At 45.8% G+C, this 26384-nt stretch carries 13 protein-coding genes and 1 pseudogene; 13 read left to right on the top strand and 1 reads right to left on the bottom strand.

Annotated elements, in window-relative coordinates; all coding sequences use genetic code 11:
• Positions 1–239: 239 nt before the first annotated feature.
• From ACWGXJ_RS22605 to ACWGXJ_RS22565, 9 genes are all read left to right on the top strand, one after another.
• Positions 240–1313 carry an FkbM family methyltransferase gene (locus ACWGXJ_RS22605; protein WP_235306486.1) on the top strand — a complete coding sequence of 358 codons (1074 nt, stop codon included), beginning with the start codon at positions 240–242 and terminating at the stop codon, positions 1311–1313.
• A gap of 417 nt (positions 1314–1730) precedes the next feature.
• Positions 1731–2306 carry a dTDP-4-dehydrorhamnose 3,5-epimerase gene (gene rfbC, locus ACWGXJ_RS22600; RefSeq protein ID WP_235306485.1) on the top strand — a complete coding sequence of 192 codons (576 nt, stop codon included), beginning with the start codon at positions 1731–1733 and terminating at the stop codon, positions 2304–2306.
• Positions 2299–4119 (top strand): glycosyltransferase family 2 protein, encoded by a 1821-nt coding sequence (locus ACWGXJ_RS22595; RefSeq protein ID WP_235306484.1) that lies wholly within the window; start codon positions 2299–2301, stop codon positions 4117–4119. The genes rfbC and ACWGXJ_RS22595 overlap by 8 nt, the downstream gene beginning before the upstream one ends.
• Before the next feature lie 40 nt (positions 4120–4159).
• Positions 4160–5251, top strand: coding sequence for a CDP-glucose 4,6-dehydratase (gene rfbG, locus ACWGXJ_RS22590; protein ID WP_235306483.1), 1092 nt, complete (start codon positions 4160–4162; stop codon positions 5249–5251).
• Positions 5252–5506: 255 nt separating this feature from the next.
• Complete coding sequence (locus tag ACWGXJ_RS22585; RefSeq protein WP_165146235.1) at positions 5507–5896, top strand: flagellar protein FlaG; 390 nt, start codon at positions 5507–5509, stop codon at positions 5894–5896.
• 12 nt (positions 5897–5908) lie between these two features.
• A complete protein-coding gene (gene fliD / locus ACWGXJ_RS22580; protein WP_250266794.1) occupies positions 5909–7411 on the top strand; it encodes a flagellar filament capping protein FliD in 1503 nt (500 codons plus the stop codon).
• Positions 7412–7431: 20 nt separating this feature from the next.
• Positions 7432–7824: a flagellar export chaperone FliS gene (gene fliS, locus ACWGXJ_RS22575; RefSeq protein WP_235306481.1), complete on the top strand. Its 393-nt coding sequence runs from the start codon at positions 7432–7434 to the stop codon at positions 7822–7824.
• 3 nt (positions 7825–7827) lie between these two features.
• Complete coding sequence (locus tag ACWGXJ_RS22570) at positions 7828–8166, top strand: hypothetical protein (RefSeq protein ID WP_235306480.1); 339 nt, start codon at positions 7828–7830, stop codon at positions 8164–8166.
• Between the two features lie 356 nt (positions 8167–8522).
• A complete protein-coding gene (locus ACWGXJ_RS22565; RefSeq protein WP_013312263.1) occupies positions 8523–8720 on the top strand; it encodes a cold shock domain-containing protein in 198 nt (65 codons plus the stop codon).
• 158 nt (positions 8721–8878) lie between these two features.
• Here the strand turns inward: ACWGXJ_RS22565 and ACWGXJ_RS22560 are convergent.
• Positions 8879–19953: pseudogene (locus ACWGXJ_RS22560) on the bottom strand (DUF7507 domain-containing protein).
• Positions 19954–20388: 435 nt separating this feature from the next.
• Here ACWGXJ_RS22560 and hpf point away from each other — a divergent pair.
• From hpf to ACWGXJ_RS22540, 4 genes are all read left to right on the top strand, one after another.
• The gene (gene hpf / locus ACWGXJ_RS22555; RefSeq protein WP_013312261.1) at positions 20389–20949 is read left to right on the top strand and encodes a ribosome hibernation-promoting factor, HPF/YfiA family; all 561 of its coding nucleotides are present in this window, start codon (positions 20389–20391) and stop codon (positions 20947–20949) included.
• A 412-nt stretch (positions 20950–21361) separates the two neighbouring features.
• Positions 21362–23812, top strand: coding sequence for a preprotein translocase subunit SecA (gene secA, locus ACWGXJ_RS22550; protein ID WP_250260285.1), 2451 nt, complete (start codon positions 21362–21364; stop codon positions 23810–23812).
• Between the two features lie 458 nt (positions 23813–24270).
• A protein-coding gene (prfB, locus tag ACWGXJ_RS22545; RefSeq protein WP_452567633.1) for a peptide chain release factor 2 occupies positions 24271–25384 on the top strand; the annotation gives its coding sequence in 2 pieces (ribosomal slippage) (positions 24271–24342 and positions 24344–25384; 1113 coding nt in all).
• A 97-nt stretch (positions 25385–25481) separates the two neighbouring features.
• Complete coding sequence (locus ACWGXJ_RS22540; protein ID WP_069290526.1) at positions 25482–26381, top strand: YitT family protein; 900 nt, start codon at positions 25482–25484, stop codon at positions 26379–26381.
• Positions 26382–26384 lie beyond the last annotated feature (3 nt).

Genomic DNA, 26384 nt, shown 5'->3' with positions numbered 1-26384 from the left:
TAATTGTTTACTAATATCAGTGTTTATGACGTTATTATTGATCACTATTGTCAAAAATACGTTTGAAAAGTGGTATAGTTTAATACTATCTGTTGATGAAATTCATACTCCCTCTCATGTCTGGGGTTCGTTGGAATGATCAGGAGTTTGGGATAGAATGGCCTTAGGTTGGACATGAAGGAACCATGGGATTACTAAATATTTTATCAAATAAAAATTATAGTAAAAGGAAGGTATTCATGGAATCATTAAATAAGCTAAATCAAGCTCTTCTATTAATTGGACAAAATGACGAATTAAGAAGTAAAACACTGACTTGGTTTAAGGAAATAGAAGAACTATTGCATTACCCGCAAGGTAGTATTAGGGATGAAATAACAGGTCCTATTTTAGATGCTATTTATAATGAAAATAATATATTTAGAAAGAAACTCTCCAATGGGTTGGTGTTTGATTTTTATTACAGAACTAAAATTGCAAGGGACTTTTTAATGTCAACTCCTGAAGTACCTGATCATGTTTGGGAACCTCAAACAACGAAATTATTATTGTTGCTGTCTAAAAATTTAAAACAAGTCCTAATTGGCGGCGCTTATTTCGGTGATCAGGCTATAATGCTAGCTAACGAAATTAAAAACAACAATGGAGTTGTACATGCATTCGAACCGAATTTGGATCAGTTCAATATGCTGAATCATAATGCTAAAATTAATGGTTTAAATAATTTAAAAGCATGGAGAATGGGGCTTTGGAAAGAGAGTGACAGTTCCTTTCGTCTTGTAGGAGAAGATTCGTTTGCTCATGCTGAATCTGTTGTGAACGAAACTATGCAGGTGGATAAAGATATTTTTTCTACGGTATCGATTGGTGACTATTTGGAGAGAGAACAAATAAGAAAACTCGATCTCATCATGCTTGATATCGAGGGGTTAGAATATTTTGTTTTACAGGGAGCTCAAAATCAATTGAATCTTCCAGCTTCGGAGGCACCAACCATTGTTTTTGAAGTACACCGGAGCTATGTTGATTGGAGTAATGGTCTTCATAACAGTGAGATAGTTCAATATCTGATGGGATTTGGATACTCAGTTTTCGCAATTAGAGATTACAATTCGAATGTTGATATGACAGATTTACCGATTGAAATTATTCCTCCAGATAGAGTGTTTCTTGAAGGACCTCCTCATGGGTTTAATATGCTGGCTGTTAAAGATACTTCAATACTTAACTCTACTTCTTTTAAAAAATGTTATGATGTTAGTCCTAAATTGTTAAAACATAAAAATTCCTATTTACATGAACCAACTAAATGAAGAGTTACAGAGCTAGTTGATTAAAATGCACAATAAAAGATCAATCAAATCTTATTAGCAAGGAAAGTGAGTAGTAGCCTTAGGTGAGTCGCTTTTTTCAGATAATCGATTGTCTCCTGAGGAAAAACGGTTTAGCCAGTCTTTTCATCAAGCACTAAACCGTTCGGGGTATTGTGGGGCATTTTGAGTTTACTAGCGTATACGAAAATCCCAGCCTCACGCCTAGCGACAAGTTGGAGACTGTTATTGAGTAAATGCTCAAAGTTCCTCTCACCAGATATGAGATCAACTCATGAAGCTTGGATTCATTAGAACACTGCTGATATTTTGGGGAGTTGATGTTGGACTAATCATGCCAATTTCTAAAGATTATCTACAAGCTTCTCGGAATATTTTTAAGCCATAAGGAGAGTAAATATGTTAGTTCAGCCAGCACCCTTGCATCAGGCAGCGGTGATTGAAATGGAGCCTATCCAGGACAGCCGCGGTTATTTTGCCAGAAGCTTTTGCAAAAAAACTTTTTCTGAGCATGGAATTTATTTTGATATGGTTCAATCCAATATGGCATTCAATCGATATCCTAATACGCTAAGGGGGATGCATTTTCAGCTACCTCCCTACTGCGAGGACAAGATCGTCTCTTGCTTTCATGGAGCCATCTACGACGTTATTATAGACCTTAACCGTAAAAGCCCTACCTTCGGAAAATGGTTTGGACTAACTTTGTCTGAGGAAAACCGTTTGTCTTTATATGTCCCGAAGGGTTTTGCTCATGGTTACCAGACGCTGACGGAAAACACGAGCATTCATTACATGGTCAGTGAGTACTATACTCCTTCTCATGAGTCTGGAGTTCGTTGGAATGATAAAGCCTTTGGAATAGAATGGCCTTTGGAGGACGGGCTTATTATTTCCTCGAAGGATGAGCAGTGGAAAGACTTTAATATAAGTACCGATGGAATGATTTTGTGTGAGGGAGTCGGACATGAATAATTATACAGCAACACAGATCCTTGAAACTTTACAGTCTGGACATGAGGCCATTTGTTATTTGGAAGATTGTATCCATCGTGGAGAGCTAAACCTATCCGACATCATAATATTAGATAATATGGTTGAGTTGCTGTATGCGCTCGAAAATGCCACGTCGAATGTGTCTGTGCCTAACCGTGTAAAAGAGATTAAAGCTAATATTATGTTCTATATTGAACATCTTAAACAGAATGCAATCAATGAAAATGTAGAGCGATTTTTATATGATTTTCGCTTTCATGTTAGATCTCTGTTCCGGATTTTGGAGTTTGAAATTGCTTATATCGTGGAGGATTTCGTTGACAAGAAGGACTATCCGCGTCTTTATCCAGAAGTAGGAATCGTTAATCATGGTGATATTGCGGCACTAGGGGAAAAAGCCAACTGTAAAGTTAGTGTCGTTTTGGTCGCGTATAATAATCTTAATTATACACGCGATTGTGTGGAGAGCATTTTAACGAACACAGACGATGTGGAGTTCGAATTGATTTTGGTGGATAACGGCTCAACAGATGGGACAAAAGAGTATTTTGATTCCATTCCTGGTGCAAAGGTGATCCATTTGAAGTATAACTTGCATGTTGTGAAAGGCTTCAATATAGGCCTAATGGCGGCAGAAGGTAAATATTCTGCTGCGGTATGCAACGATTTTATTTTTGCGCCAAACTGGTTAAAGAATTTAATGATTTGTATTGAATCAGATCCTGAAATTGGTTATGTGTCTCCAGGGGCGACTTTCATATCCAATATGCAGCAAATTCCAATCCCCTTCTCCTCCAAAGAGGATTTTCAAGAAAAGGCTAGAGAATACAATGTAAGTGACCCTACAAAATGGGAAGAGCGTGTGGTGCTATTGCCCAATGTTTTGTGTTGTCCCACAGCTCTTTTGGATCGGATTGGTTATTATGACACTCGCTTTTTCCGTGGTGAATTTTCAGACGATGACATCAGTTTCAAAATCAGACGCGCCGGATACAAGCTCGTTTATTGTGCGGACACAGTGACGCACCACTATGGGAGCTTAACCACCGCCAGTGATCATCAGACGAATTCCTTAGAAGAAGGAAGACAAACTTTTATAGATAAATATGGTTTGGACGCTTGGTTGGATGCACGTATGAGTGCGGCTTATATGAGGTTTGATTTTAGTCAGCTTTCTAATGTGAAATCTATTCTTGGAGTTGATGTAAAATGCGGAGCCACCTTGCTCCAAATTAAAAATCATATATGGTCAACTTATGGTATTAAACCACAACTATCTATATGTACAACAGAACAGAAGTACGAAGTAGATGCAAATTCCATTTCAGAAAATGTATTCTTACTCGATAATTTACGTTATATACCAGAAGAGCTTAATGGTAAGATCGACTTAGTCTATATTGAAAAGCCTCTTGATTGTTATTCTGACGATTTGGATACCATTTTCCATAATCTCTCCAAGGTTATGAATACTAACGGAAAGCTAATTTTTATGGTTAACAATAGCATAAGCATAGAGGCACTATATGAAATGCTCAATTCTTCGAATTCCATGCACAATCGCAGGATTTATATGCGGGATATGCTTTATTTGCAGGCAAGGATCCATGGTTTTGAACCAACCTCTTTCATTAATATTGCTCCGGAACGCAGCTCTGAGAGTAATCAAGTCGTAGAAGATCTGGCTAAGTTTCTAACTGGCGGAAGAGAATTAGAATCGAAATATTTGGAGTCATTATTACACTCTACTTTCGGAATCTATCAAATGAACTATCAGGCTACTTTACAATAGCCTTGATCAAAAAGAACTTTTATAAAAGTCAGGAGCACCTATGATGAAATCAGACATGGTGGATCGTAGTTTTTGGGCCGGAAAAAATGTGTTCCTTACAGGACATACAGGATTTAAAGGGAGCTGGCTTAGTCTGTGGCTTCGTAGCATGGGCGCAAAGGTGACAGGTTACTCTTTACCTGCTCCCACTAGCCCATCTTTATTTAAGCTAGGTAATGTAGAGAATGTTCTGGTGGAATCGACTATCGGTGATGTGGCTGATTTAGAGATGCTAAGACGGTCTTTGCATAAGGTAAACCCAGAGATCATCATTCACATGGCAGCGCAACCTTTGGTCCGAAAGTCATATGAAGATCCGGTTCAGACTTATAGAACGAATGTGATGGGAACGGTAAATGTAATGGAGGCAGCTCGTACCTGTAGTTCAGTACGGGTGATTTTAAATGTAACAACAGATAAATGTTATGAAAACCAAGAGTGGCATTGGGGATACCGTGAGAATGAACCTTTAGGTGGATATGATCCTTATTCGAGCAGTAAAGCGTGCTCAGAACTGATTACGTCAGCATATCGGCGATCCTTTTTTCAATCATCCGATATCAGAGTAGCTACAGCACGAGCAGGAAATGTGATCGGAGGAGGCGATTGGGCTGAAGATCGATTGATCCCTGACTTGATCAGAGCGTTGACGGATGGAGAACAAATTTTAATCCGAAATCCTGAGGCTATCCGCCCTTGGCAACATGTGCTTGAGCCCTTATCGGGATATCTACTGCTTTGCCAAAACTTATACCTAGAAGGCGGCGACGCTTTTGCTCAAGCTTGGAATTTTGGACCGCGAGACGTTGATGCTAGGTCAGTTGAATGGATAGTCGAACAGATGCTCAGCAAATGGCCTTATGAGCACCCTGGGTATCAGGTAATAAGACAGGATCGTATGCATGAAGCAAATATGCTCAAGCTGGACTGTTCCAAGGCGTTGAAGGAGCTTAATTGGGCTCCAAGGTGGCAGTTGGATAGAGCATTGGAAGCTACTATTCAATGGGTTGCTGGTTATTTGCAAGGCAGAGATATAAAGGAACTGTGTGAGCGGCAAATTGCTGAATATGAAGCAGATTGTTTGGATGGATAAAAGAAAATTATATTGCACAGTATGAAACTAATCTATACAAATGGCCATTACTTCTTTAGTTTTCATATGAAATAAAGGTAGAACCCTCAAGCGGACATTTTTTTTGGGGGGGTTACCTTTATTTTATATGTTAGAAATGAAAGGTTGCAGTTTCAATGACCCACATGTATAGAGTAATCAATTTTAACCATTCTATTCAAACTCATGCATTGGGAACCGATAAATATAATAAATAATCCCATCGGAGGTTGTAAGATGAATCTGCAATTCTCTCTTTCGACGAATGCGGTGAGTGGCAAAGCAAACGGCGTAAGCCAACATAGCGATGCTATAGCAAATCAGGATAGCCAGCAAATACAGGCCGTGAGAAATGGATCAGAATTAAGCAAGCTCGAAAGGCAGGGAGTTTCATTCTCCATGGGGGATGAACAGCTCATTAAGGCAATAGATAGAGCCGTTAAAGCTCTTCAGGGACCTACAACCACGTTAGAAATGAGTGTGCATGAAAAAACACATCAGATCTTGGTCAAAGTTCTCAATAAAGACACTGGGGAATTGATTCGAGAGATTCCTCCTGAAAAGACCCTTGATTTAGTAGCAAAGATGATGGAGATTGCAGGGATTCTTATCGATGAAAAAGTATAAGGAGGAAGTGAAATGCGTATAAATGGTTTCTCAGGAATGGATATAGACAGTATGGTGACCTCTTTAATGACCGCGAAGAAGTCTCCATTAAATAAGCTGAACCAGCAGAAGCAGACGTTAGAGTGGACGCGTGATAGTTACCGTGAATTAAATACTAAGATCGTTCAGTTTAGCGATAAGTTGCGCGATTTAATGACTAAGTCTGACAAAATGAACACTCAGAAAGCAACGTTAACTGGTAATACAACGGCTATTAAAGCGGAAGCTAATGCTGATGCTAGCTCTACACCTATGTCTGTAGTCGTCAACAAGTTAGCAACAATGTCCAATATGCAGACCTCTACAGGCCTACGTACAGCGGGCAGCAGTACGGCAGATGCCACTAAAAGTACCACATTGGAGCAAATTGCAGGGGGTAGTGCGTCAGATACTTATGAGTTAAATATAAATGACAAAACAATCACTTTTCTAAAAACCGATACAATATCTGCAGTGATGGGCCGCATCAATTCAGAAGGGGCGAATGTAACAGCGACTTTTGATGAAATCAGTGGTAAGTTCTCCATTACAGCTAAAGATTATGGGGATAGCAATAATATTAAATTAACTGGTGCTGATAAGCAGGTTAAAAGCAGTACGCTTATGGATTTATTCCAAATTAGTTCTACAGATGTAAAGGGGGCTGAGAAGGGAGAAGTTATAGTAACGAATACTGCGGATTCGAGTTCTAAAACTTATAATCCTGATAAGAACTCCCTTGTCGTTAATGGAGTGTCGCTGACTCTGTTAGAGACTACTGGAACTACTGGACCAGCTAAAATCACAACCCAATCAGATCCAACAAAAGCTATGGAGACCATTAAATCTTTTGTGGATACTTATAATGACCTATTAAGTACGTTTAATACGAAACTAAGTGAACAAAAGTATCGCGATTTTCCTCCACTGACAGCCGATCAAAGGAAAGACATGAAGGAAGATGAAATTAAGCAGTGGGAAGAAAAGGCGAAAAGTGGTCTTCTTAAAAATGACTCCATTTTAAGTTCTGCTGTGTCTTCTATGCGTATGGTTATTTCCAGTAAATTAGGCGATTTAAGTTCGGTTGGTATTACTACAGGTCAATATTTCGAAAATGGTAAATTACAAATTAATGAAGAGAAGCTGAAAGCCGCTTTGACGACAAATCCGGATAAGGTTTTGAATATATTCAAAGGGTCGTCTGATGTTGTAAACAGCAAGCCTCTCTTTAGCGAATTAAGAAGTAAGCTTGATACTACGTTAGACATGTTTGTAAAAAAAGCAGGTACATCAAAATTCGATACAAATGCTAGTATGACCTTAAAGGCTGACAGTATAATGGGAAAGCAGCTTAAAAACTATAACAGCGATATTACAGAGATGACCAAAAAACTTGCTGATGCTGAAAAACGGTATTATAAGCAGTTTTCGGCTATGGAATCGGCTATGAACAAGTACCAGTCGCAGTCGTCCAGTTTGACAAGCTTTTTACAATAGTTTAGAAAAGGGTGATTCGTTTGATCTCATCTCCTTATGAAAAATATAAACAGTCTTCGGTGCAGACCTCTACTCCGGGGCAGCTCATTATTATGTTATATGACGGTGCCATTCGCTTTGTAAAGGCCGGGCTTGATGGGATATCATCCAATGATATTGTTAAGACTAATATAAACTTGGTCAAAGCCCAAACCATTATTAGTGAGCTAATGTCCACATTAAACTACTCGTATGATATTTCCAAAAATTTATATGCTTTATATGAGTATATGAACTATTTATTGATTCAAACGAATATCAAGAAAAGGATTGAGTCAGGTGAAGAAGTCCTGGGTTATCTGCAAGAATTACGTGAAACTTGGATTGCAGTGAACAAGCTAACGGCAGGTATGTCATTGTCAACGGAACAGTAAGCTATGATAAATGACGCCTTATCTCAATTAGAGCAACTAACCCAACAATTCATACTTCGACTGAATGAGACAAATTACGAGGAAGTTGAGATTTTTGTCGAAGTTCGTCAAATGAAGGTGGATAAACTGCTGAGTGTCTTGAAAAATACGCCTATGACAGCGGAGCAAAAACAGAAATTAGAGTCTATTCTAAGCCACGATGCAATAATTGATCAGCATATGCAATCGCTAAAACAGGAAGCCCAAAATTGGCTTGTCCAAAGAAATATGGCCAAATCGCAACGCAGTGCTTATGAAACTAACTATACGCCTGATAGCTTTCTGATGGATCGTAGGAAATAAATTTAAAAAGCTCTCGCCCAACACGTTTTATTGTGTGGACGAAAGCTTTTTTTACATTTGTAAAGCCGTCACTAATTGAGTTTAAACGAAGAGAAAGACCTATACAAAAAAATCTATCAATTTATTGTTTCAGGCACTAAAATATAGTTTAAAACATGATCAGTAAGTCTACTTTAGTCCAAGTTCTAATAGTTCAAGGAACAAAGTTGTTGACTATTTACCCATTGTATTATATATGGAATAACTATACATGAAAACATTATCAATTCCAATTGACAATGGATAACTTTGGGTGGTATAGTCGGAAATGTGGGCGAGAGCTTCACTTCATTTGATGACGAAGGGAATGTTAGTGCATGCAAGGTAAAGTAAAATGGTTTAACGCAGAAAAAGGTTATGGTTTCATTGAAACATCTGACGGCGGCGACGTATTTGTACATTTTTCCGCAATTCAAACAGAAGGCTTCAAAACACTTGAAGAAGGACAAGACGTGGAGTTCGACATTGTCGAAGGCGCACGTGGACCACAAGCCGCTAACGTAACCAAATTATAATCATCCCCGGCATAGCCGACCTACATAATTGGTAAGATGGTTAGCAATGGATAACGCGCTAGCAACTGCCCTGGAATATATTCCAGGGCTTTTTTATGTTTTCTAATTACATAAAAAGCCCCTTACCCAGTGGTAAGGAGCTTAACACAATAGAACATTTACTCTAGAGAACCGTCAAAGTCAGCCATCTCCACAAAAATGGTATTGGAGGAGGCAGATTGTTTCTCTACGCTTCCGTCTGGATAACGGAATTGATAGCGCAGGATAACCTGGGCGATCAGATACGCGCGGAGCGCAGATTCGATGTCGAAAGAGAATACGATGACTGCTTTGTGGTTTGGATCAAGCCGACCTAACGGAATACCTTGGAGCAGGTTAGGATGCGGAAGTGGCACAGAATTCACGGTGACCGTTCGTAGCAAAATGAAATCTTCGGCTGCAAATGGTGCAGTGAGCAAGAGCTCTTCCAGTGGGGTATTTCCGATGTTTTCCACATGGACGGTAAAGGACAGGGTATCTTCTTGGCCGACACGCAAAGCGCTGGAGCTAAGCGTAAGTTTAGGGATGGCTGCAATAACGGTCACGCCGACGGTGTTGGTCTGGGAGGTTTCCTGAATGGTCTCTCCTCCACTACGACGTGAGGTATATTCGATGGTGGCCTGGTTGCTGAATGTTCCATCTGCAGGTGCTTCACGGATTTGTGCCTGTAATGTAAGGGTGAGCGTCTCCCCTGGTGCAATATCCGGGAGCGTGATACCTGCAGCGAGATTAGCGCCTGGCTGTGCTTTTTCTTGAATAGTCAGGCTGTTGGGTACATAAATGAGTCCATGCGGCAACGGGTCTGTGAACAGCGGATACTGCGCTGTGATCCCCCCTTTGTTAGTAATCTGTATGGTGAAGGTGAGTGTGTCGCCTACAGAGGCATCCGTGGTACTCACCTTTTTAACTAATTCGAGCAGTGGGAATACAACTGGGATCGTAACGGTATTGGTATTCAATGTCCCCGATACGACTCTTCCTCCAGGTAACGTAAACGAGTAGGCAAAGGCAGCTTGATTTACGATGTAGCCGGATGGAGGCGTCTCTAATACGGTCACTTGATAAGTCAGTGTCAATGACTGTCCGGGTTCCACAGACCCAAGGCTAACACCGACAGCAGAATCGACTCCCGACAGTGACTGACCGTTCAACTGTATGCTGTCAGGAATCAATAGAGTCCCGGCAGGAATGAAATGTTGCAGTGTAACTTCGGATGTCACGTTGCCAAAGTTGTTGAGCAGTACCGTATAAGTAAGGCTTTCTCCTGCGATGGCCTCTGTATTCTCCGTAGAGATACTTGCGGCAAGCTGTGGATCAAAAACAGTTATAGTCACGGTGTTGCTGGTAACCTCGCTCGCACCGTCACTGCCAGCATATTGAAGCCGTACGCTATTGTTTAGACGTCCTCCGAGAGGCAGAGACTGAACGTTCACGCTGTAGGATACATCCATTGTCTGTCCCGCCTGTAAGCTGCCGATAAATAATGGTTCACCCGGCTTGCTAGCAGCAGGTGGAGAACCGTTAATTCTCAAGCTATCCGGGTTTATGATGGTTCCATTCGGTACGTAATCGGCTAATACTACATCGGTAATGACCGAGCCTCCATCGTTAACAAGAGTCAGCTGATAAGGCACAGCATCCCCTAATGCGACAGTAGACACTGTTGTGCGTAGCACGGCTGACAAGGCTCCTTTAGTAGTAGGGGCTACTTTAACACAGACAGAAGGTGAAGCAGTTACCAGATTCGTGCTTCGTCCGTCGGGCAGCTGGTAGGAGTAAGCCAGCGAAGCTTGATTCACCAGTGTGCCAGACTCGGAGGCACGAATGACAAGCGCGGAGAAGACGGTAGTCGTTTTTTCTCCTGGTGCGATGGTGCCTAGGGCAATGCCTTGCCCTGGACTGACCCCATATTGAGGGATTCCATTAACCGAAACAGAGCCAGGAACAAAAGAAAGCTCCGATGGCATGAGTCCGTTAACAAGCCAAACGCACCGATATTTCCCGCATTTTCTGTGACGATAGAATAGGTGATGCTTTGGCCTGGCTGTACGCTCTCCGTGCTGGCTGTTTTCGTCAGTTTCACCACAGGCTGAAGTAAGGCAATGGTGACAGCATTGGACAAAACGGCACTCGCTTCTTCACCATTTGAGAGTAACAGGCGCGCCTGATTCGTACGTGGTCCTGGCTGTTCTGTCGCTGTGCTACGGACATCAAAGGATATGACAGTCTTGGTATTCGCTTCTAACGGTGGCAAAGGTATGCCAGTGCCGGGATCGCTTTCTGCCACCGTAGATCCATTAATCTGAACTGAACCTGTAATAAACTCGATGTCCTCTGGCAAAGTGTCCAGCAAACGGGCATCTTGCACGGTATTCGTATCCTCGTTGAGGATCACGAGTTCATACGTCAAGGTATCGCCAGTAGTGGCGAAAGGTGAGCTTACGCTTTTACTTAATGTGATGTCTAGCGGTGACACGGCTACCTCAACAATGTTGGATAAATGGAAACCGCCTGCCTTTCGTCCATCTGGTACATTAAAGAGATAGTCTACCTCAGCCTGATCGACTAGTAGTACGGTTGCAGGGATGGAGGATACCAGCACTTGGAAAGTGACGGTTGCCGATTGTCCTGGTGGTATGGCTGGAGTCGGGATGCCAGAAACCGGGCTTTCACCGGGAGCTGCAATGCCGTTAATCGAGACTGTGTTGGGAAGGAATACAGAGCCGTCTGGAATATTGTCACTTACAGTAGTCGAGGCTGCAATGTTACCCGTGTTGGATACGACAATCGTGTAAGTGATGATGTCTCCGACTGTGGCATTATTGGTATTACTTGTTTTGACTGCTGTCAGGATCGGCTGGAAGACCGAAATGGTTATCACATTAGATGTTGAGCTGCCAGTAAATACTCCGCTGGTAAAGCTAACGGATGCCTGATTAGTTAATTGTGCCGGTGTTGGCAAGAAGTCGACTCGAACCTGGAACGTAACGGTAGTAACAGCTCCTGGAGCGAGCGTACCGATGGCAATGCCAAAGCCAGGGTTTCCATCAGGGAAGGAAGTTCCGTTTATGGTAACACTGCCATTCACAAAGGAGCTTCCCGCCGCAATCATATCTGAAACCACTATATTACTGGCTGTACTGATCCCATTGTTGGAGACAGCCAGTGTGTAGGTAATGATATCGCCAATAATGGCGTCGGTAGCCGTCGTTCCTTTGACGATGCTAACGTCTGGTGAGGATACAGAGATACTAACTAGATTGGATACCGCAGATCCAGATACAGTTCTGCCATCTGGTGGTTGGAAAGTGAATGAGCCTGATGCCTGATCGACCAGTACCTGTGGATTAGGCAGAGTATTGATAACGGTTTGGAACGTTACAGATACCGTTCCGCCTGGCAGCACGGATCCAACTGGAACGCCAGTTTCGATGGACAATCCTGGTTGCGGACTGCCAGCAATGCTGACACTGTTGGCAAGGAAAGTCGATCCGGCCGGGATGTTATCGCTGATGGTAAGCGCTGCTGCAATATTGCCGCTATTCACGGCCGTAATCGTGTAGGTCAGTGTATCGCCGACGGAGGCGTTAAGAGTGCTGGATGCCTTAGTAATTGCAATTAACGGTTGGAACACAGGTACGATGAGTGGATCTGAAAAGGCAGTACCAGTGAACGTTCCGCTAGTAAATGTGACGGCTGCAATATCTGTGAGCAGTGGTGGCTGCGGCAAAGACTGGACAGTCGTTTGGAAACTGACGACGAATGTATTTCCAGGTGCGACGTTTCCAATGGCAATTCCAGCAACCGGAGAGGTATTAGGGAAGGCTACTCCGTCGATTAGGACACTGCCCGAAACGAAGGAGGTACCTGCAGGAATTGTGTCGGTTACAACAGTATCTGTGACTGAATCCACACCGTTATTCGTGATGCTCAGTGTATATCTGATCGTATCTCCGACTACAGCGGCTGCCAGACTGGATGTTTTCGTCACCTGAATATTAGGTGCAGACACAGCAACATTGACTGTATTGGATGTGACGGAACCACTCAGCACCCTACCATCTGGCGGTGAGTACGTAAAGTTTGCTTGCCCTTGGTCGGTCAATACAGGCGGAGTTGGCAGAGACGAGACGATAGTTTGGAAGCTCACTGTAACACTGCCTGAAGGGGCCAGTGATCCGAGCGTTATGCCTGTAACTGGCGAAGCTCCTGGTACAAGGATGCCGTTAACGACTACGCTGTTAGGCAGTAGTTCAGAGCCAGCAGGAATGTTATCCGACAGCACAGGTATAACGGCAATATTTCCGGTATTGGTGAGCGTCAGGGTATAGACCAATGTTGACCCGATCTGTGTGTTGACGGTATTGACGGTTTTGGTCAGTCCGATGATCGGTTGATAAACGGGCAAGGTGACTGGATCGGATTGCGAAGACGAGGTCAACGCGCCCGAAGTAAAGCTGATGGTCGCTTGATTGGTTATTTGCGGCGGTTGCGGCAGACTAACGACGGAGACCTGGAATGTAACTGCTGCCGAACCACCTACTGCAATGGTGCCTACAGGGATACCGGAGCTTGGCGACGCAGCAGGCACCGAAGTTCCATCCACGGTTACGCTACCCGGAACAAAGCTGGTACCGGGTGGCAGTTGATCAGATACAACGGCATTGACGACTTGACTGATTCCGTTATTCGTAGCAATCACAGTATACGTAATGGTATCTCCGACTACGGCATCTGTAGCGGAGGCAGTTTTGATAACGTCCACATCTGGCGAAGAGACCGAGACGGTCACAGACGGAGATACTGCACTTCCAGTCAGGACACGACCATCTGGAGGTTGATAGCTGTAAGCTGCGGTCGCCTGATTGACCAATGTACCTGATGCGGGCAGTGAGGTAATGACTGCCTGAAAGGTCAGAGTGACAGTCGTAGCTGCACCTATGATACCTAATGGAATCCCAACACTTGGATCTGAACCAGGTGCGGCGGTGCCATTGATCACTACACTATTAGGTATAAAAGCAGCCCCTGCCGGAATGGGATCACTAAGTACGGTATCTGCGCCGATGTTTCCAGAGTTCGTAACGGAGAATGTATAGGTTACAGTATCTCCAACCGTAGCTCTTCCCGTCCCCGCGCTTTTAGTTACAGTGACGATCGGTTGATACACAGGGATGGTAACGGGATTGGATACCGAAAATCCGTTAAATGCACCTGAAGTAAAGCTGACGGTCGCTTCATTGGTAATGGACGCTGGCGAAGGCAGTGATTGTACGTTAAGCAAAAAGCGAATGGTGGCTCCGCCCCCAGCTCCAAGCGTTCCGACAGGAATGCCGTTTTGCGGATTGGCTGTAACAACAGGTGTACCATTGATTGTAACGCTGCCCGGGACAAAGGCAGTTCCAAAAGGAATGGTATCTGTGACGATTACGTTAGTAACCGGATCGAGTCCGTTATTGAACGCAGTTATGACATAGGGGACAGAATCACCTACGACAGCGACAGCCACATCAGCTGCCTTCGTGGCGGTAACATTCGGTGATGAGATCGGAATGGATACAGGTAGGGCTGCACCATTTCCGGTCAGTGTTCGTCCATCTGGTAGCTGGAACGTGTAGTTCACAGTGGCCTGGTTGGTTAGTATGGAGCCAGGTGGTACTGATATGACCACAGCGCTAAACGAGACGATTACCGTCGCACCTGGGGCGACCGAACCGATATTAATGCCTGTAATCGGGTCTGCTCCGGGAATGGGCGAACCGTTGACCAGTACGCTATTTTGATTCAGGCTAAGCGAGCTGGACAACAGATCAAGCACGACCGTTTCTGCAGGCGCGTTGCCGGTATTGGTTACAGTGATGAAAAAGCCAAGTGTATTCCCTACGGTTGCACGATCTGCACTGAGGGTATTGGTCACATTCAGGATCGGCTGTAATACAGGCAGGCTGACCTGATTCGATGCGGATTGACCTGCGAAAGCCCCGGAATTAAAGGAGACCGTTGCCTGATCCGTTGACAAACCTGACGCTGGCAAGGATGTTACCGTGGTCTGGAAGGTGACCGCTACTGAGCTGGCGGCAGGGACAGTGCCTACGGATACGCCTGTGGCGATGTTGGCGCCCGGTATAGTGACACCATTGACTTGTACGGAGTTAGGTATAAAAGTAGTGCCATCAGCAATCGGGTCGATAAAGACAGTTCCCGTCACGGGTGTAATGCCGCTATTTACTGCATTAATGGTATACGTAATGGTATCGCCGAAGGCAACAGAAGTCTGATTGACCGTTTTGGTCACGGTGACATTCGGATTGGATACGGGAATGAACACCGGATTCGATTGTGCGCTCCCATTTAATGTGCGGCCGTCAGGTGGCTGGAAGGTGAATGTGGCCGAACCTTGATTTAATAGACCCAGACCAGCAGGGACAGCGTTAATGACCACTTGAAAGGTAAGGGCGACAGAAGCCCCTGCTGCAATGTTTCCGACCACTACCCCTGATTGAGGATTGGCTCCAGCAACAGGCAGACCGTTCACGGTGACGCTATTCGGTATAAAGGAGGAGCCTGATGGAATGGCATCGGTGAAGGTGGCGGTCGCTGCTAGATTACCTGTATTTTGGGCGGTGAGTGTATAGACTACGGTGTCGCCTACTGTTGCTTGACTCGTATTTGCGATTTTAACAAGACTGATAATAGGCTGGTAAACAGGGACGACGACTGTGTTGGAGAGTGATGCGAAGTTCAGTGTACCGCTGGTAAAAGAAACTGTAGCCTGATCACTCAGCTGAGGTGGCTCAGGCAGGCTGTTGACAGACACGGAAAAGGTGACGGTTGTTGACGCTCCAGCAGCGATGGAGCCGATTGGAATCCCCGTTAAGGGGCTGGCTGACGGCAATGTCGTTCCATTTACAATAACCGAGCCAGGAACAAAAGTGGAGCCCGACGAGATCGTATCGTTTACCCGAACATCCGTCACGGTTTGGACTCCGCTATTGGTAGCTGTAATGGTATAAGTTATTGTATCGCCGGGAACTGCGTCAGCTACCGAAGCACTTTTACTTACCTGCACATTGGGTGATGATACAGGAATTGTGACAATATTGGACGAAACATTGCCGTTAACAATCCGGCCATCCGGCGGTTGAAAGGAAAAGCTGATATTCGCCTGGTCGGTGAGTTGGGGAGGTAAAGGCACGGAAGTAATCACCACCTGAAAAGTTGTTTGAGTCACGGCTCCAGGTGCAATGGAGCCAATAGACAGACCTGTTTCGGGACTGGCACCGGGAATAGGAACACCGTTGACAACCACACTGTTCGGTACCAGTGCTGAGCCTGCGGGAATATTGTCTGTCAATGTGGCAGCAGCTGCAATATTACCGCTGTTGGTTACTGCCACAGAGTACGTTACGATGTTCCCGACTGTGGCTGATATAGGCTCAGCGGTTTTGCTTACGCTTAACACCGGAGCGTTCAAAGCCACTGTCACCGGGTTAGATACGGATACGCCTGAAAAAGCACCGCTGGTGTAGCTGACACGCGATTGATTGGTGAGCTGCGGCGGACTTGGCAATGGAGAGGATACCGTTGCCCTGAAAGTGATCGTAGCTCCCCCTCCAGCGGCAATGCTCCCAATTACGATACCTAAAGACGGATCTCCACTGGCTATTGTAGAGCCATTCAGCGTTACGCTACCCGCAGTGAATTGAGAGCCGGCCGGGATAGGATCGGAAACGACCACATTGCTCACGGTCTGGATTCCGTTGTTGAGTACGGTCAGGGTGTATAACACCGAATCACCCGGAATGGCGGTGGAACGGTCTGCAGTCTTCGAAATGGACACATTCGGCGCTGACACAGGAATGGATAACACGTTGGACGATGTGCTATCTGTTCGCACTCGCCCATCGGGCAACGTAAAGGAAATGGCAGCGGTGGCCTGGTCTGTCAGTTGGGATGGTGTTGGAAGAGAAGCCACTACAGTTTGGAATGTCAATGTGATAGGGCTTTGCGGCGACACGGTTCCGATGAAAATACCTGCTGCTGGACTGGCTCCGGGCTGACTAACGCCATTGATTACCACGCTGTTCTCCATAAATGTGGACCCGGCAGGAATAGCATCTGTCAGCGTTACAGTAGCGTTATAATTGCCGCTGTTCGTGACCAACAATGTGTACAGAATCGTGTCGCCTATCGTAGCGGCTGTTATATTTGCAGATTTGGCCACACTGATGCGAGGCTGATAAACCGGCACAGAGACGGTATTTGTCTGGGATGTTCCGGTAAAAGCACCGCTGGTGAAGCTGACACTGGCTGTGTTTTGCAGCGGCTGTACGGACGGAACGGCATTGACCAGCACAGCATAGGACACCTGTACGGATGCGTCTGCGCCAATGGTGCCGACTGGAATGCCACTTCTTGGGTCGGCTGTGCTCACAGGTGAACCACCGACGGTTACGCTCCCGGGTACAAATGACACGCTGCCGGGGAGTGGATCGGTGATCACGGTGTTTGTGATGGGGTCAATTCCGTTATTAACGGCGTTCACGCTGTAGGTCAGTGTTTCGCCAACACTAACGGATGTGAACCCCGCAGACTTGGTTACTGCTACGTTGGGAAGCGAAATCGATACGGAAACAATATTGGAAAGAAGCGAGCCCGAGAGGGTTCTTCCGTTTTGCAACTGATATGAATATTGGAGCAGGCCCTGATCGTTTAACCCACCCCCGGGTGGTAGGGAATCCACTGTCGTCCGGAATGAGACTGTAATTTGTGCACCAGGGCTTACGGTGCCCACTGAAATTCCCGTATTAGGATTGGCGCCTGGCACTGAGGACCCGCCGACAATGACGCTTCCGGGAATAAAGGTGGAGCCTGTCGGTACAGTTTCCGTCAAGGTCGTGTTTAATACGGCTGTTCCGGTATTAGCGATGAGAAATGAATAAGTAATCGTCCCGCCAACGCTGGCACGGTTGGAGCTTGCGCTTTTGGTAATCGTCGGCGCTGCAATAACGACTGGTATGGTTACAAGATTGGATAAAGATGATCCGGTAAAGGCCCCGGAAGTGAAGCTGACAGTTGCACGATTGTTGATCTGTGCAGGAGAAGGCAGAGAATTAATAGCTGCCCGAAATACAACCGTAACCGATGCGCCTGGAGCTAAAGTGCCGATCGGAATGCCGTTCACAGGTGTAGCAGTCGCAGAAACAGTTCCGTTCACGGTGACGCTACCAGGTACAAAGGCAACTCCGCTTGGCAGCGGATCGGTAACGACTACATTGGTCACAATGGCGATTCCGTTGTTTGTGGCGGTTATGGTAAATTGAACAGTCTCTCCGACTGCGGCTGCTGCCAGGGAAGAGGCTTTTGTCACGGTCACATTTGGTGAGGATACGGGAATGGTGAGCGTGTTGGACGTCCCGCTTCCGTTCAATACACGTCCGTCAGGCGGTGTAAAGGTATACGTGTAAGCCGCCTGATCGGTCAGCTTACCAGAGGCGGGGACCACGTTGACGAGGGTCTGGAAGGTCACGGGTATAGTAGCACCTGTATTAATCGTTCCTACTGAAAAACCAGTAGCGGGATTGGCAGCAGGCACGGAAGAGCCACCAATGGTCACACTGCCCGGTATGAAGGATGATCCGGCGGGAATGCTCTCCGAAAAGCTGAGATTTGCAGCAATGCTGCCTGTGTTGTATACCTGAAACGTGTACGTAATCGTATCTCCAACTGTAGCAGCCGTTGTATTGGCACTTTTAACCATACTGATGACGGGCTGGTAAATCGGTGTACTGGCAGTGTTGGACGGAACGTTGCCAGATATGACAGGCCCTCCAGGCACGGTTTGAAAGGAAAAGGATGCCGATGCCTGATTGCCCAGTTGGGTGTTTGCTGGCAATGAAGTGACGATTGCACGGAATGTAATGGTCACCGTGGAAGCAGGAGCTACACTACCCACTGTGATACCTGTAGCGGGATTGGCTGTTGGCTGGGCTGTGCCCGCGACAACAACACTGCCGGGTACGAAGGTAGCCCCGGCTGGTATGGTATCGGTAAGCACTGTGTTGGAAGCACTGACGAGCCCCGTATTCGAAATGTTAACCGTATAGGTAACTGTATCGCCAATAACCAAGCCTGTAGAGCTGGCAGTTTTGGTCAGGGTCACCAGCGGAGCATTGATATCAATTTGAATGGCATTGGCATTTACAGTGTAAATGTCGCCATTTGTTGTCAGCTGGAGGACGCCTGTGGTTTGGCTGTTGAGCAGCGTGGAGGAAATATCGACATTGGTAATGTCCCAGCCTTGCCTTCCGCCCGTCACCTGCGTTCCAGGTGCCCCATTCACGGCATTAGTTGTACCGAAGGTCCCGGTCGTGACCAATGTACCGTCGTCTCCGTTTATTTGAGAAGCGAAAAAATTAGTTGAAAAATTATTAGGCCCAGACAGCGCAGTCAAACTGGATGTGGTAGGTCCAAACAACGCACGGTCACCAGTGATGTCCACGTCACCCTCTTGGGCGCTAATCAGCGCCCTACCGCGCAAAGTCCCCTGTACGGGCGTGGCAAAGCCACTCACCACCACATTAACCGAGCCTGTAGCGGTACTGACCCCTTCACCACCAACGCGTAGAGACAGGTTACGGAAGGGCAGAGATGGGTTATTGTACACCACAGCCAGCGTCCAGCCGGCATGGTTGGTGTTGGTGGAATCGGGAACCGTGATGGTGCCCGTCACATTTCCGACCGTGTATGCCCCTGCACCGCCTTGAATGACCAGATTTGTGACATTCGCTGTTCTCACATAGGTACTGAGACTGGTGACGTTGACTGATGTTGCAGATTCAGGACTGACCGTAGTAGATAAAGCAGGTGTCTGAAATGTGACCGGGTTGTTGGTGCTGGACAATACATTGGTACTGCCGTTGGCATAACTTCCTCCCCAAATAAGCTCAGCGTACAGCACCGTACTGCCCGCAGGGAGCACAAGGAATGCTGTCGATGAGTTACTGGTAAAGGCAGAAGTCGTGCCAAATGGATACGTGCCGAAGCGAGAGGCTGTATTGGTTGTGATGAACGCGCCAATGCTGGTCGTTGTTCCCGGCACTCCTACCGAATTAGAGCGTGCCAGCCCAAGTGTATTCCCTATAAAGGTGACAGCCCCCGTCTGGTTCGTTACGTAACGCTGAATAAAAGCCATGGATTAGCTTCCTACTTTCCATCTCTTCCAAATCCGTTATCTTGGGATCTCCGTATAGGGAAGAGCCAGCTAGGCTGGGTGTAATAATCCTTTCGTATAAATGGCCTGCGTTGTAACCAGGCCTTGCATACCGCACAAGTCCATGTACCTGTCCAGCGGGAAAGGGACACCCCCTTTTTCGATAAAAATCGCTTAGCATGAAGCCAAAAATAGTTGTTTGTCATGACGTCAGCGGAGCAATATTCGTATATGCACTCATTATTCACATATGTATGCAAGTCGATTTTAAACATACCTGTTTTCAAAGAATGACGTTATCGGAAGCGTTTTAGCGAAAAAAGAAGAATTTTGTAAAATAGCTTCGGAATGTTGGTCTCTTTTTTTACTTGGCGTTAACATATGTGCTATACTGAAGGGGCAAAGGAGGCGTGCCCTATGAACTTAACAGTACGAGGTCAACAGATCGAGGTTACCGACGCTTTGAAGGACTACGTTGATAAGAAATTCAGCAGACTTGAAAAGTATTTCGATGCACCCCCGACGTCTGATGGAAGTGTAACGTTAAGCACAACCAGAGATTTGCACACTGTAGAAGTAACCATTCCTTTGCCGGGGCTTGTACTCCGTGCCGAAGACGAGAGCGATGACATGTATGCATCCATTGATGCCGTGGTAGACAAGCTTGAGCGGCAAATTCGCAAGCACAAAACCAAGCTAAACCGAAAATTCCGTCAGGAAGGTAGTTTGAAAACCCTTTTTGTGGAAGATCCGGCAGGTGGCGTGGCTGTTGCTGAAGATGAGGATGTAGAACTGGATGAGCTGGAAGTCGTCCGCACCAAGCGTTTCTTATTGAAACCTATGGATGTGGAAGAAGCTATTCTTCAAATGAACATGGTTGGACATAATTTCTTTGTATTTTCCAATATTGACAACGAAGAAGTTAACGTAGTTTACAAGCGCAATGATGGTAAATACGGTCTGATCGAACGGGAATAGCCTGTAAGTAGGAACTTTTCACATTTTAAAATGAATAGAACGATTTCGATTGAAGCATGCTTCATGGATATTAGGAAAATGAAAACAACACGAGCCTTATCCTTGCGAACCTGGCGGGATAAGGCTCTTTTATATGTTTTTTTTGTAAATGTAAGGAAAATTCAACTTGGATAAGTGTAACCAAGTTGTGTATTTCGTGCGTCAATTGTTTTGGTATCTTTAACCGGATGCAAATCTGGAGGCTGCTTGTGTTGCGGCATGTCCTACAAACTGTTACAATTTATGCAAAGAACATCGCACGATGGGCTGGTACAGCCGGGCCTGTCAAACATATCGGGAATCAATTTCATCATGGACCCTTTCTTATTGTGAAATTGATTCTATTAATTGTTTTGCGTGAAAGGGGTAAACCATGCTAGGAATTGTTAAGAAAATCTTCGGAGATACCAATGAACGTGATGTCAAGCGTTTAATGAAGACGGTTGAACTGATCAATAAGATAGAGCCGGATTTCGAAAAGCTCTCGGATGAGGAGTTGCAAGCGAAGACGGCGGAATTTAAAGCTCGGGTCGAACAAGGGACTACGGCTGAAGAAATTTTGCCGGAAGCTTTTGCAACGGTTCGCGAAGCGTCCAAACGGGTGCTGGGTAAACGTCATTATGACGTACAGTTGCTCGGCGGTATTGCGCTGCATGAAGGTAAAATTGCCGAAATGAAAACCGGTGAAGGTAAAACACTGGTAGGAACACTGCCGGTTTATTTGAATGCTCTGTTGGGCAAAGGCGTGCACGTGGTTACGGTCAATGACTATTTGGCGCAACGTGACAGCGGAGAAATGGGACAGATTTATAACTTCCTGGGCATGTCCGTAGGGCTGAATTTGGCCAATATGGATCATGCCGCCAAGCAGGAAGCGTATGCTTGTGATATCACGTACGGTACAAACAACGAGTTCGGGTTCGATTATCTGCGCGATAATATGGTGCTTTACAAAGAACAGATGGTTCAACGTCCGTTGTACTTCTGTATCATTGATGAGGTCGATTCCATTCTCGTCGATGAAGCTCGTACACCATTGATTATTTCAGGACAAGCTCAGAAATCGACAGAGCTGTATTTCGCGGCCGACCGTTTTGTGAAGAGCCTGAATGTTGAAGAAGATTACACGCTGGATATTAAGGTGAAGTCGGTTGCTTTGACCGAAAACGGAGTATCCAAAGCTGAAAATTTCTTTGGTCTCGAAAACTTGTACGATCAGGAAAGTGTTACAATTAATCATCACATTGTACAGGCATTGAAGGCTAATGCTATTATGCGTTTGGATGTGGATTATGTTGTAGCTGACGGTGAAGTTCTGATTGTCGATGAGTTTACAGGTCGTCTGATGGCTGGACGCCGTTATAGTGATGGTTTGCATCAAGCCATTGAAGCGAAGGAAAACATCATTGTACAAAATGAAAGCATGACGCTAGCGACGATTACATTCCAAAACTATTTCCGTATGTACCGCAAATTGGCGGGGATGACGGGTACAGCGAAAACAGAAGAAGAAGAATTCAAAAAAATATATGGTCTGGAAGTGCTCCAAATTCCGACGAATCGCCCCAACCAGCGTGTGGATATGCCTGACGTAGTGTACAAGAGCGTGAAAGGCAAATTCCATGCAGTGGTAGATGAAATCCTGGAGCGTAACAAAAAGAACCAGCCGATATTAGTAGGTACGGTTTCTATTGAAAACTCGGAGCTTCTTTCTGAAATGCTGAAACGCAAAGGCGTTCGTCACAAAGTGCTTAACGCCAAGTATCATGCTGAGGAAGCTGAGATTATTTCCCGTGCAGGTGAAGCTGGCGCAGTTACTATCGCTACCAACATGGCTGGACGCGGTACTGACATCGTACTGGGCGAAGGCGTATCAGAACTCGGTGGTTTGCACATCATCGGTACAGAACGTCATGAATCCCGTCGTATTGATAATCAGCTTCGCGGACGTGCAGGACGTCAGGGTGATCCGGGCTCTACGCAATTTTACTTATCACTGGGCGATGAGCTAATGAAGCGTTTTGGTGCGGACAACGTACTGAATATGATGGAGCGGTTGGGTTTCGAGGAAGACCAACCTATCGAGAGCCGTATGATTACACGTGCTATCGAATCAGCTCAAAAACGTGTCGAAGGCAACAACTTTGATCAGCGTAAAGTCGTTCTCCAGTATGATGATGTAATGAACCAGCAGCGTGCTATTATTTACAAGCAACGCCGTGAGGTGCTGGAATCAGAAAACATCAAGGAAATTGTGTTTGACATGATCAAGCCTGTCATTGAGCGTGTGGTGGAAGCTCATTGCGGTGATGACATTCCTGAAAACTGGGAACTTGAAGAAGTAGCAGAGTATGTGAACAACAACCTGCTTGAGGAAAATACACTTACACGTGACGACCTGTGGGGCAAGGAAAAAGAGGAGATCGTGGATATGATCTTCGAAAAAGTTACCAACAGATACCACAGCCGTGAAGAAATGATTGGCGAAGATATGGTACGCGAGTTCGAGAAAGTTATCGTACTGCGTGCAGTCGATAGCAAATGGATGGACCATATTGATGCTATGGATCAATTGCGTCAAGGTATTCACTTGCGTGCTTACGGCGGTACCGATCCGCTGCGCGAATATCAATTTGAAGGCTTCGAAATGTTCCATGCTATGATTGCTAGCATCCAAGAGGAAGTAGCGACATACATCATGAAAGCACAAATTGAATCCAATCAAGAGCGTCAAGCTGTCATCGACGAAGACAAAATCTCGACGAGTGGTGAACCCGCGGCGCCTAAAAAGAAATCCGCTCCTTCGCGTCCGCGTAGAAAATAACGGATTGAAATTAAGGGAGAGATCTTGAGATACACTATTCCCTGCAGTGCATATAATGGCAGGCGGCAGTTCAACCACTGACCGTCGGCCATTTTGTGCCATACAGGGGTGAGACTGATGTATTCAACTTAGAGTTCTTCTGTTTAAGGGTCAGTTTGAATATTGATGAATGGCTAGATTGCTCTCAATTCTTTTAAAACAATTATGACAAGCAAGCAGGTATCTGCTTGTTTGTCAGTTAATTCAGCAGTTAATCTGGCTCACATAACCAGAGCCAGTTATTTAAAAAGCAGTTTGGCTTTACGGCGTTTACGGCGGTCGGTAGCGAAGCGGAGGATTTGAATCTGGAGAAGCGTCAGCGATCGTAAGATCAAATCATTCGCGCAGCGTCTCCTCACCCAGCTGTAACTCACAACGCTCCACTCCCCCTAACCATATATTAAAAGGAGAATGACATCATGATTGATCCAAGTGTAAAGCATGATTTGCGAGAAATAGGCAAGAAACTAACAAACCTTAGGGGGTCTCTTTGACTTAGATCTCAAACAGGAAATGATCGCAAACTTTGAAGTAAAGATGGCTGCACCTGACTTTTGGGATGATAATGATAAGGCTCAAGGTGTAATTGCAGAAATGAATGCTGTTAAGTCTTCAGTGGATAGCTATGAACAGCTTCGTCAGGAATACGAAGACGCTGGCATGATGGCTGAGCTGGCTGATGAGGAAGGCGATGAAACACTGGCTGGAGAGATCGAGAACAGTGTCACTTCTCTGCTGAGCAAGCTTCAGGAGTTTGAATTGCAATTGCTTTTGAATCAGCCGTATGACAAACTTAATGCCATTCTAGAGTTGCATCCGGGAGCAGGCGGAACTGAGTCCCAAGACTGGGGACAAATGTTGCTACGGATGTATACGCGCTGGGCTGAAAAACGGGGCTTTAAGGTAGAGACCCTGGATTATCTAGCAGGTGATGAAGCAGGGATTAAGAGTGTAACACTATTGATTAAAGGCTATAATGCCTACGGCTATCTGAAAGCGGAGAAAGGCGTGCATCGGCTGGTTCGTATCTCTCCATTTGATTCCTCCGGCCGTCGGCATACATCGTTCGTATCCTGTGATGTGGTGCCTGAAATTGCGGATGATGTGGACATTGAAATCCGCACGGAAGATCTCAAAATTGATACGTACCGGGCCAGTGGTGCGGGCGGTCAGCATATTAATACGACCGATTCAGCCGTTCGGATTACGCATTTACCTTCCGGTATTGTCGTGACCTGTCAAAATGAACGTTCCCAGATCAAGAACCGAGAGCGTGCCATGACGATGCTCCGTTCCAAGCTCTACGAGCGTAAGATCGAAGAGCAACGTCAGCATTTGGACGAAATCCGCGGAGAACAGTCCGATATTGCATGGGGCAGCCAAATTCGCTCCTACGTGTTCCATCCATACAGCATGGTTAAGGATCACCGTACTAGCGTGGAGACTGGCAACGTAGGAGCTGTCATGGATGGCGATCTCGATCCATTCATCGATGGTTACCTGCGCAGCCAAATTAAGCTGGACGCAGAATAATAGCCTGTACGTTTTCCTACAGTCCGCAGACCATGTGCCTGCGGACTGTAGGAATTTTTGTGTAACGGTATTTTTTTACTAAAGGAGAACACGAATGATGTCTCAAATGAATCCTCCCGCTGTCCGCCGAAGACGACGCAAGCCTCTGATTGCCGCCAGCGGACCCGCACGCAACGTGACCGATATTTTACTGATTATACTCGGCTCTTTCATTACAGCGCTGACCTTTAACATGTTCTTGCTCCCAAACCGGATCGCATCCGGAGGTGTATCGGGCTTGTCTATCTTGGGCGAGGACCTGTTTGGCCTGGAACCCGCCTATACGCAGTGGGGAATGAATATTCCGTTATTTATCGCAGGGGTACTGCTGTTAGGGAAAAAATACGGTTTGCGTTCTTTGCTGGGAAGTATTATGCTTCCGCTGTTCGTTTATGTGACGAAGGACTGGGCAGTACCGACAACAAATCCGTTGCTGGCTTCGCTATATGGTGGAATCGGAGTAGGATTGGGTTTAGGTACCGTGTTTCGAGGCAGGGGCTCGACGGGTGGACTGGCTATTTTGGCGCAGATTATTCAAAAGTATACGGGTTTTAGTCTTTCTCTCTGTGTCATGTTGATGGATGGCACGGTGATCACACTGGCTGGTTTCGCCCTCTCGCCGGAACGGGCACTGTATGCATTGATCGGCTTGTTTGTAACGGGCAAGGTCATTGATGCCGTGGAAATGGGACTGAGCTACTCCAAAGTGGCTTACATCATATCCAATCAGAAAGAAACGATCACGCAGGCTATTTTGCAGGATTTGGACCGGGGATTGACAGAGCTGGCGGGACGGGGCGGCTACACGAACGAAGAACGTCCTGTGCTTATGGTTGTAGTTGGACAAAATGAGGTAACTCGCCTTAAAACGCTCGTCCGCTTGGTAGACCCAGAAGCCTTTGTGATTATTAGTAATACTCGTGAGGTATTGGGTGAAGGGTTTAAGAAGGAAAGCTGAAAC

The organism is Paenibacillus sp. S33 (genome assembly GCF_053615415.1).
The sequence above is the reverse complement of the archived record's forward strand: the minus strand, read 5'-3'. Positions and strand labels throughout refer to the sequence as shown.

Coding starts and splice junctions, on each gene's coding strand:
- rfbG (WP_235306483.1), top strand. CDS start 4,160: ATGATGAAATCAGACATGGTGGATCGTAGTTTTTGGGCCGGAAAAAAT.
- ACWGXJ_RS22570 (WP_235306480.1), top strand. CDS start 7,828: ATGATAAATGACGCCTTATCTCAATTAGAGCAACTAACCCAACAATTC.
- ACWGXJ_RS22565 (WP_013312263.1), top strand. CDS start 8,523: ATGCAAGGTAAAGTAAAATGGTTTAACGCAGAAAAAGGTTATGGTTTC.
- hpf (WP_013312261.1), top strand. CDS start 20,389: ATGAACTTAACAGTACGAGGTCAACAGATCGAGGTTACCGACGCTTTG.
- secA (WP_250260285.1), top strand. CDS start 21,362: ATGCTAGGAATTGTTAAGAAAATCTTCGGAGATACCAATGAACGTGAT.
- rfbC (WP_235306485.1), top strand. CDS start 1,731: ATGTTAGTTCAGCCAGCACCCTTGCATCAGGCAGCGGTGATTGAAATG.
- fliD (WP_250266794.1), top strand. CDS start 5,909: ATGCGTATAAATGGTTTCTCAGGAATGGATATAGACAGTATGGTGACC.
- ACWGXJ_RS22540 (WP_069290526.1), top strand. CDS start 25,482: ATGTCTCAAATGAATCCTCCCGCTGTCCGCCGAAGACGACGCAAGCCT.
- ACWGXJ_RS22595 (WP_235306484.1), top strand. CDS start 2,299: ATGAATAATTATACAGCAACACAGATCCTTGAAACTTTACAGTCTGGA.
- ACWGXJ_RS22605 (WP_235306486.1), top strand. CDS start 240: ATGGAATCATTAAATAAGCTAAATCAAGCTCTTCTATTAATTGGACAA.
- ACWGXJ_RS22585 (WP_165146235.1), top strand. CDS start 5,507: ATGAATCTGCAATTCTCTCTTTCGACGAATGCGGTGAGTGGCAAAGCA.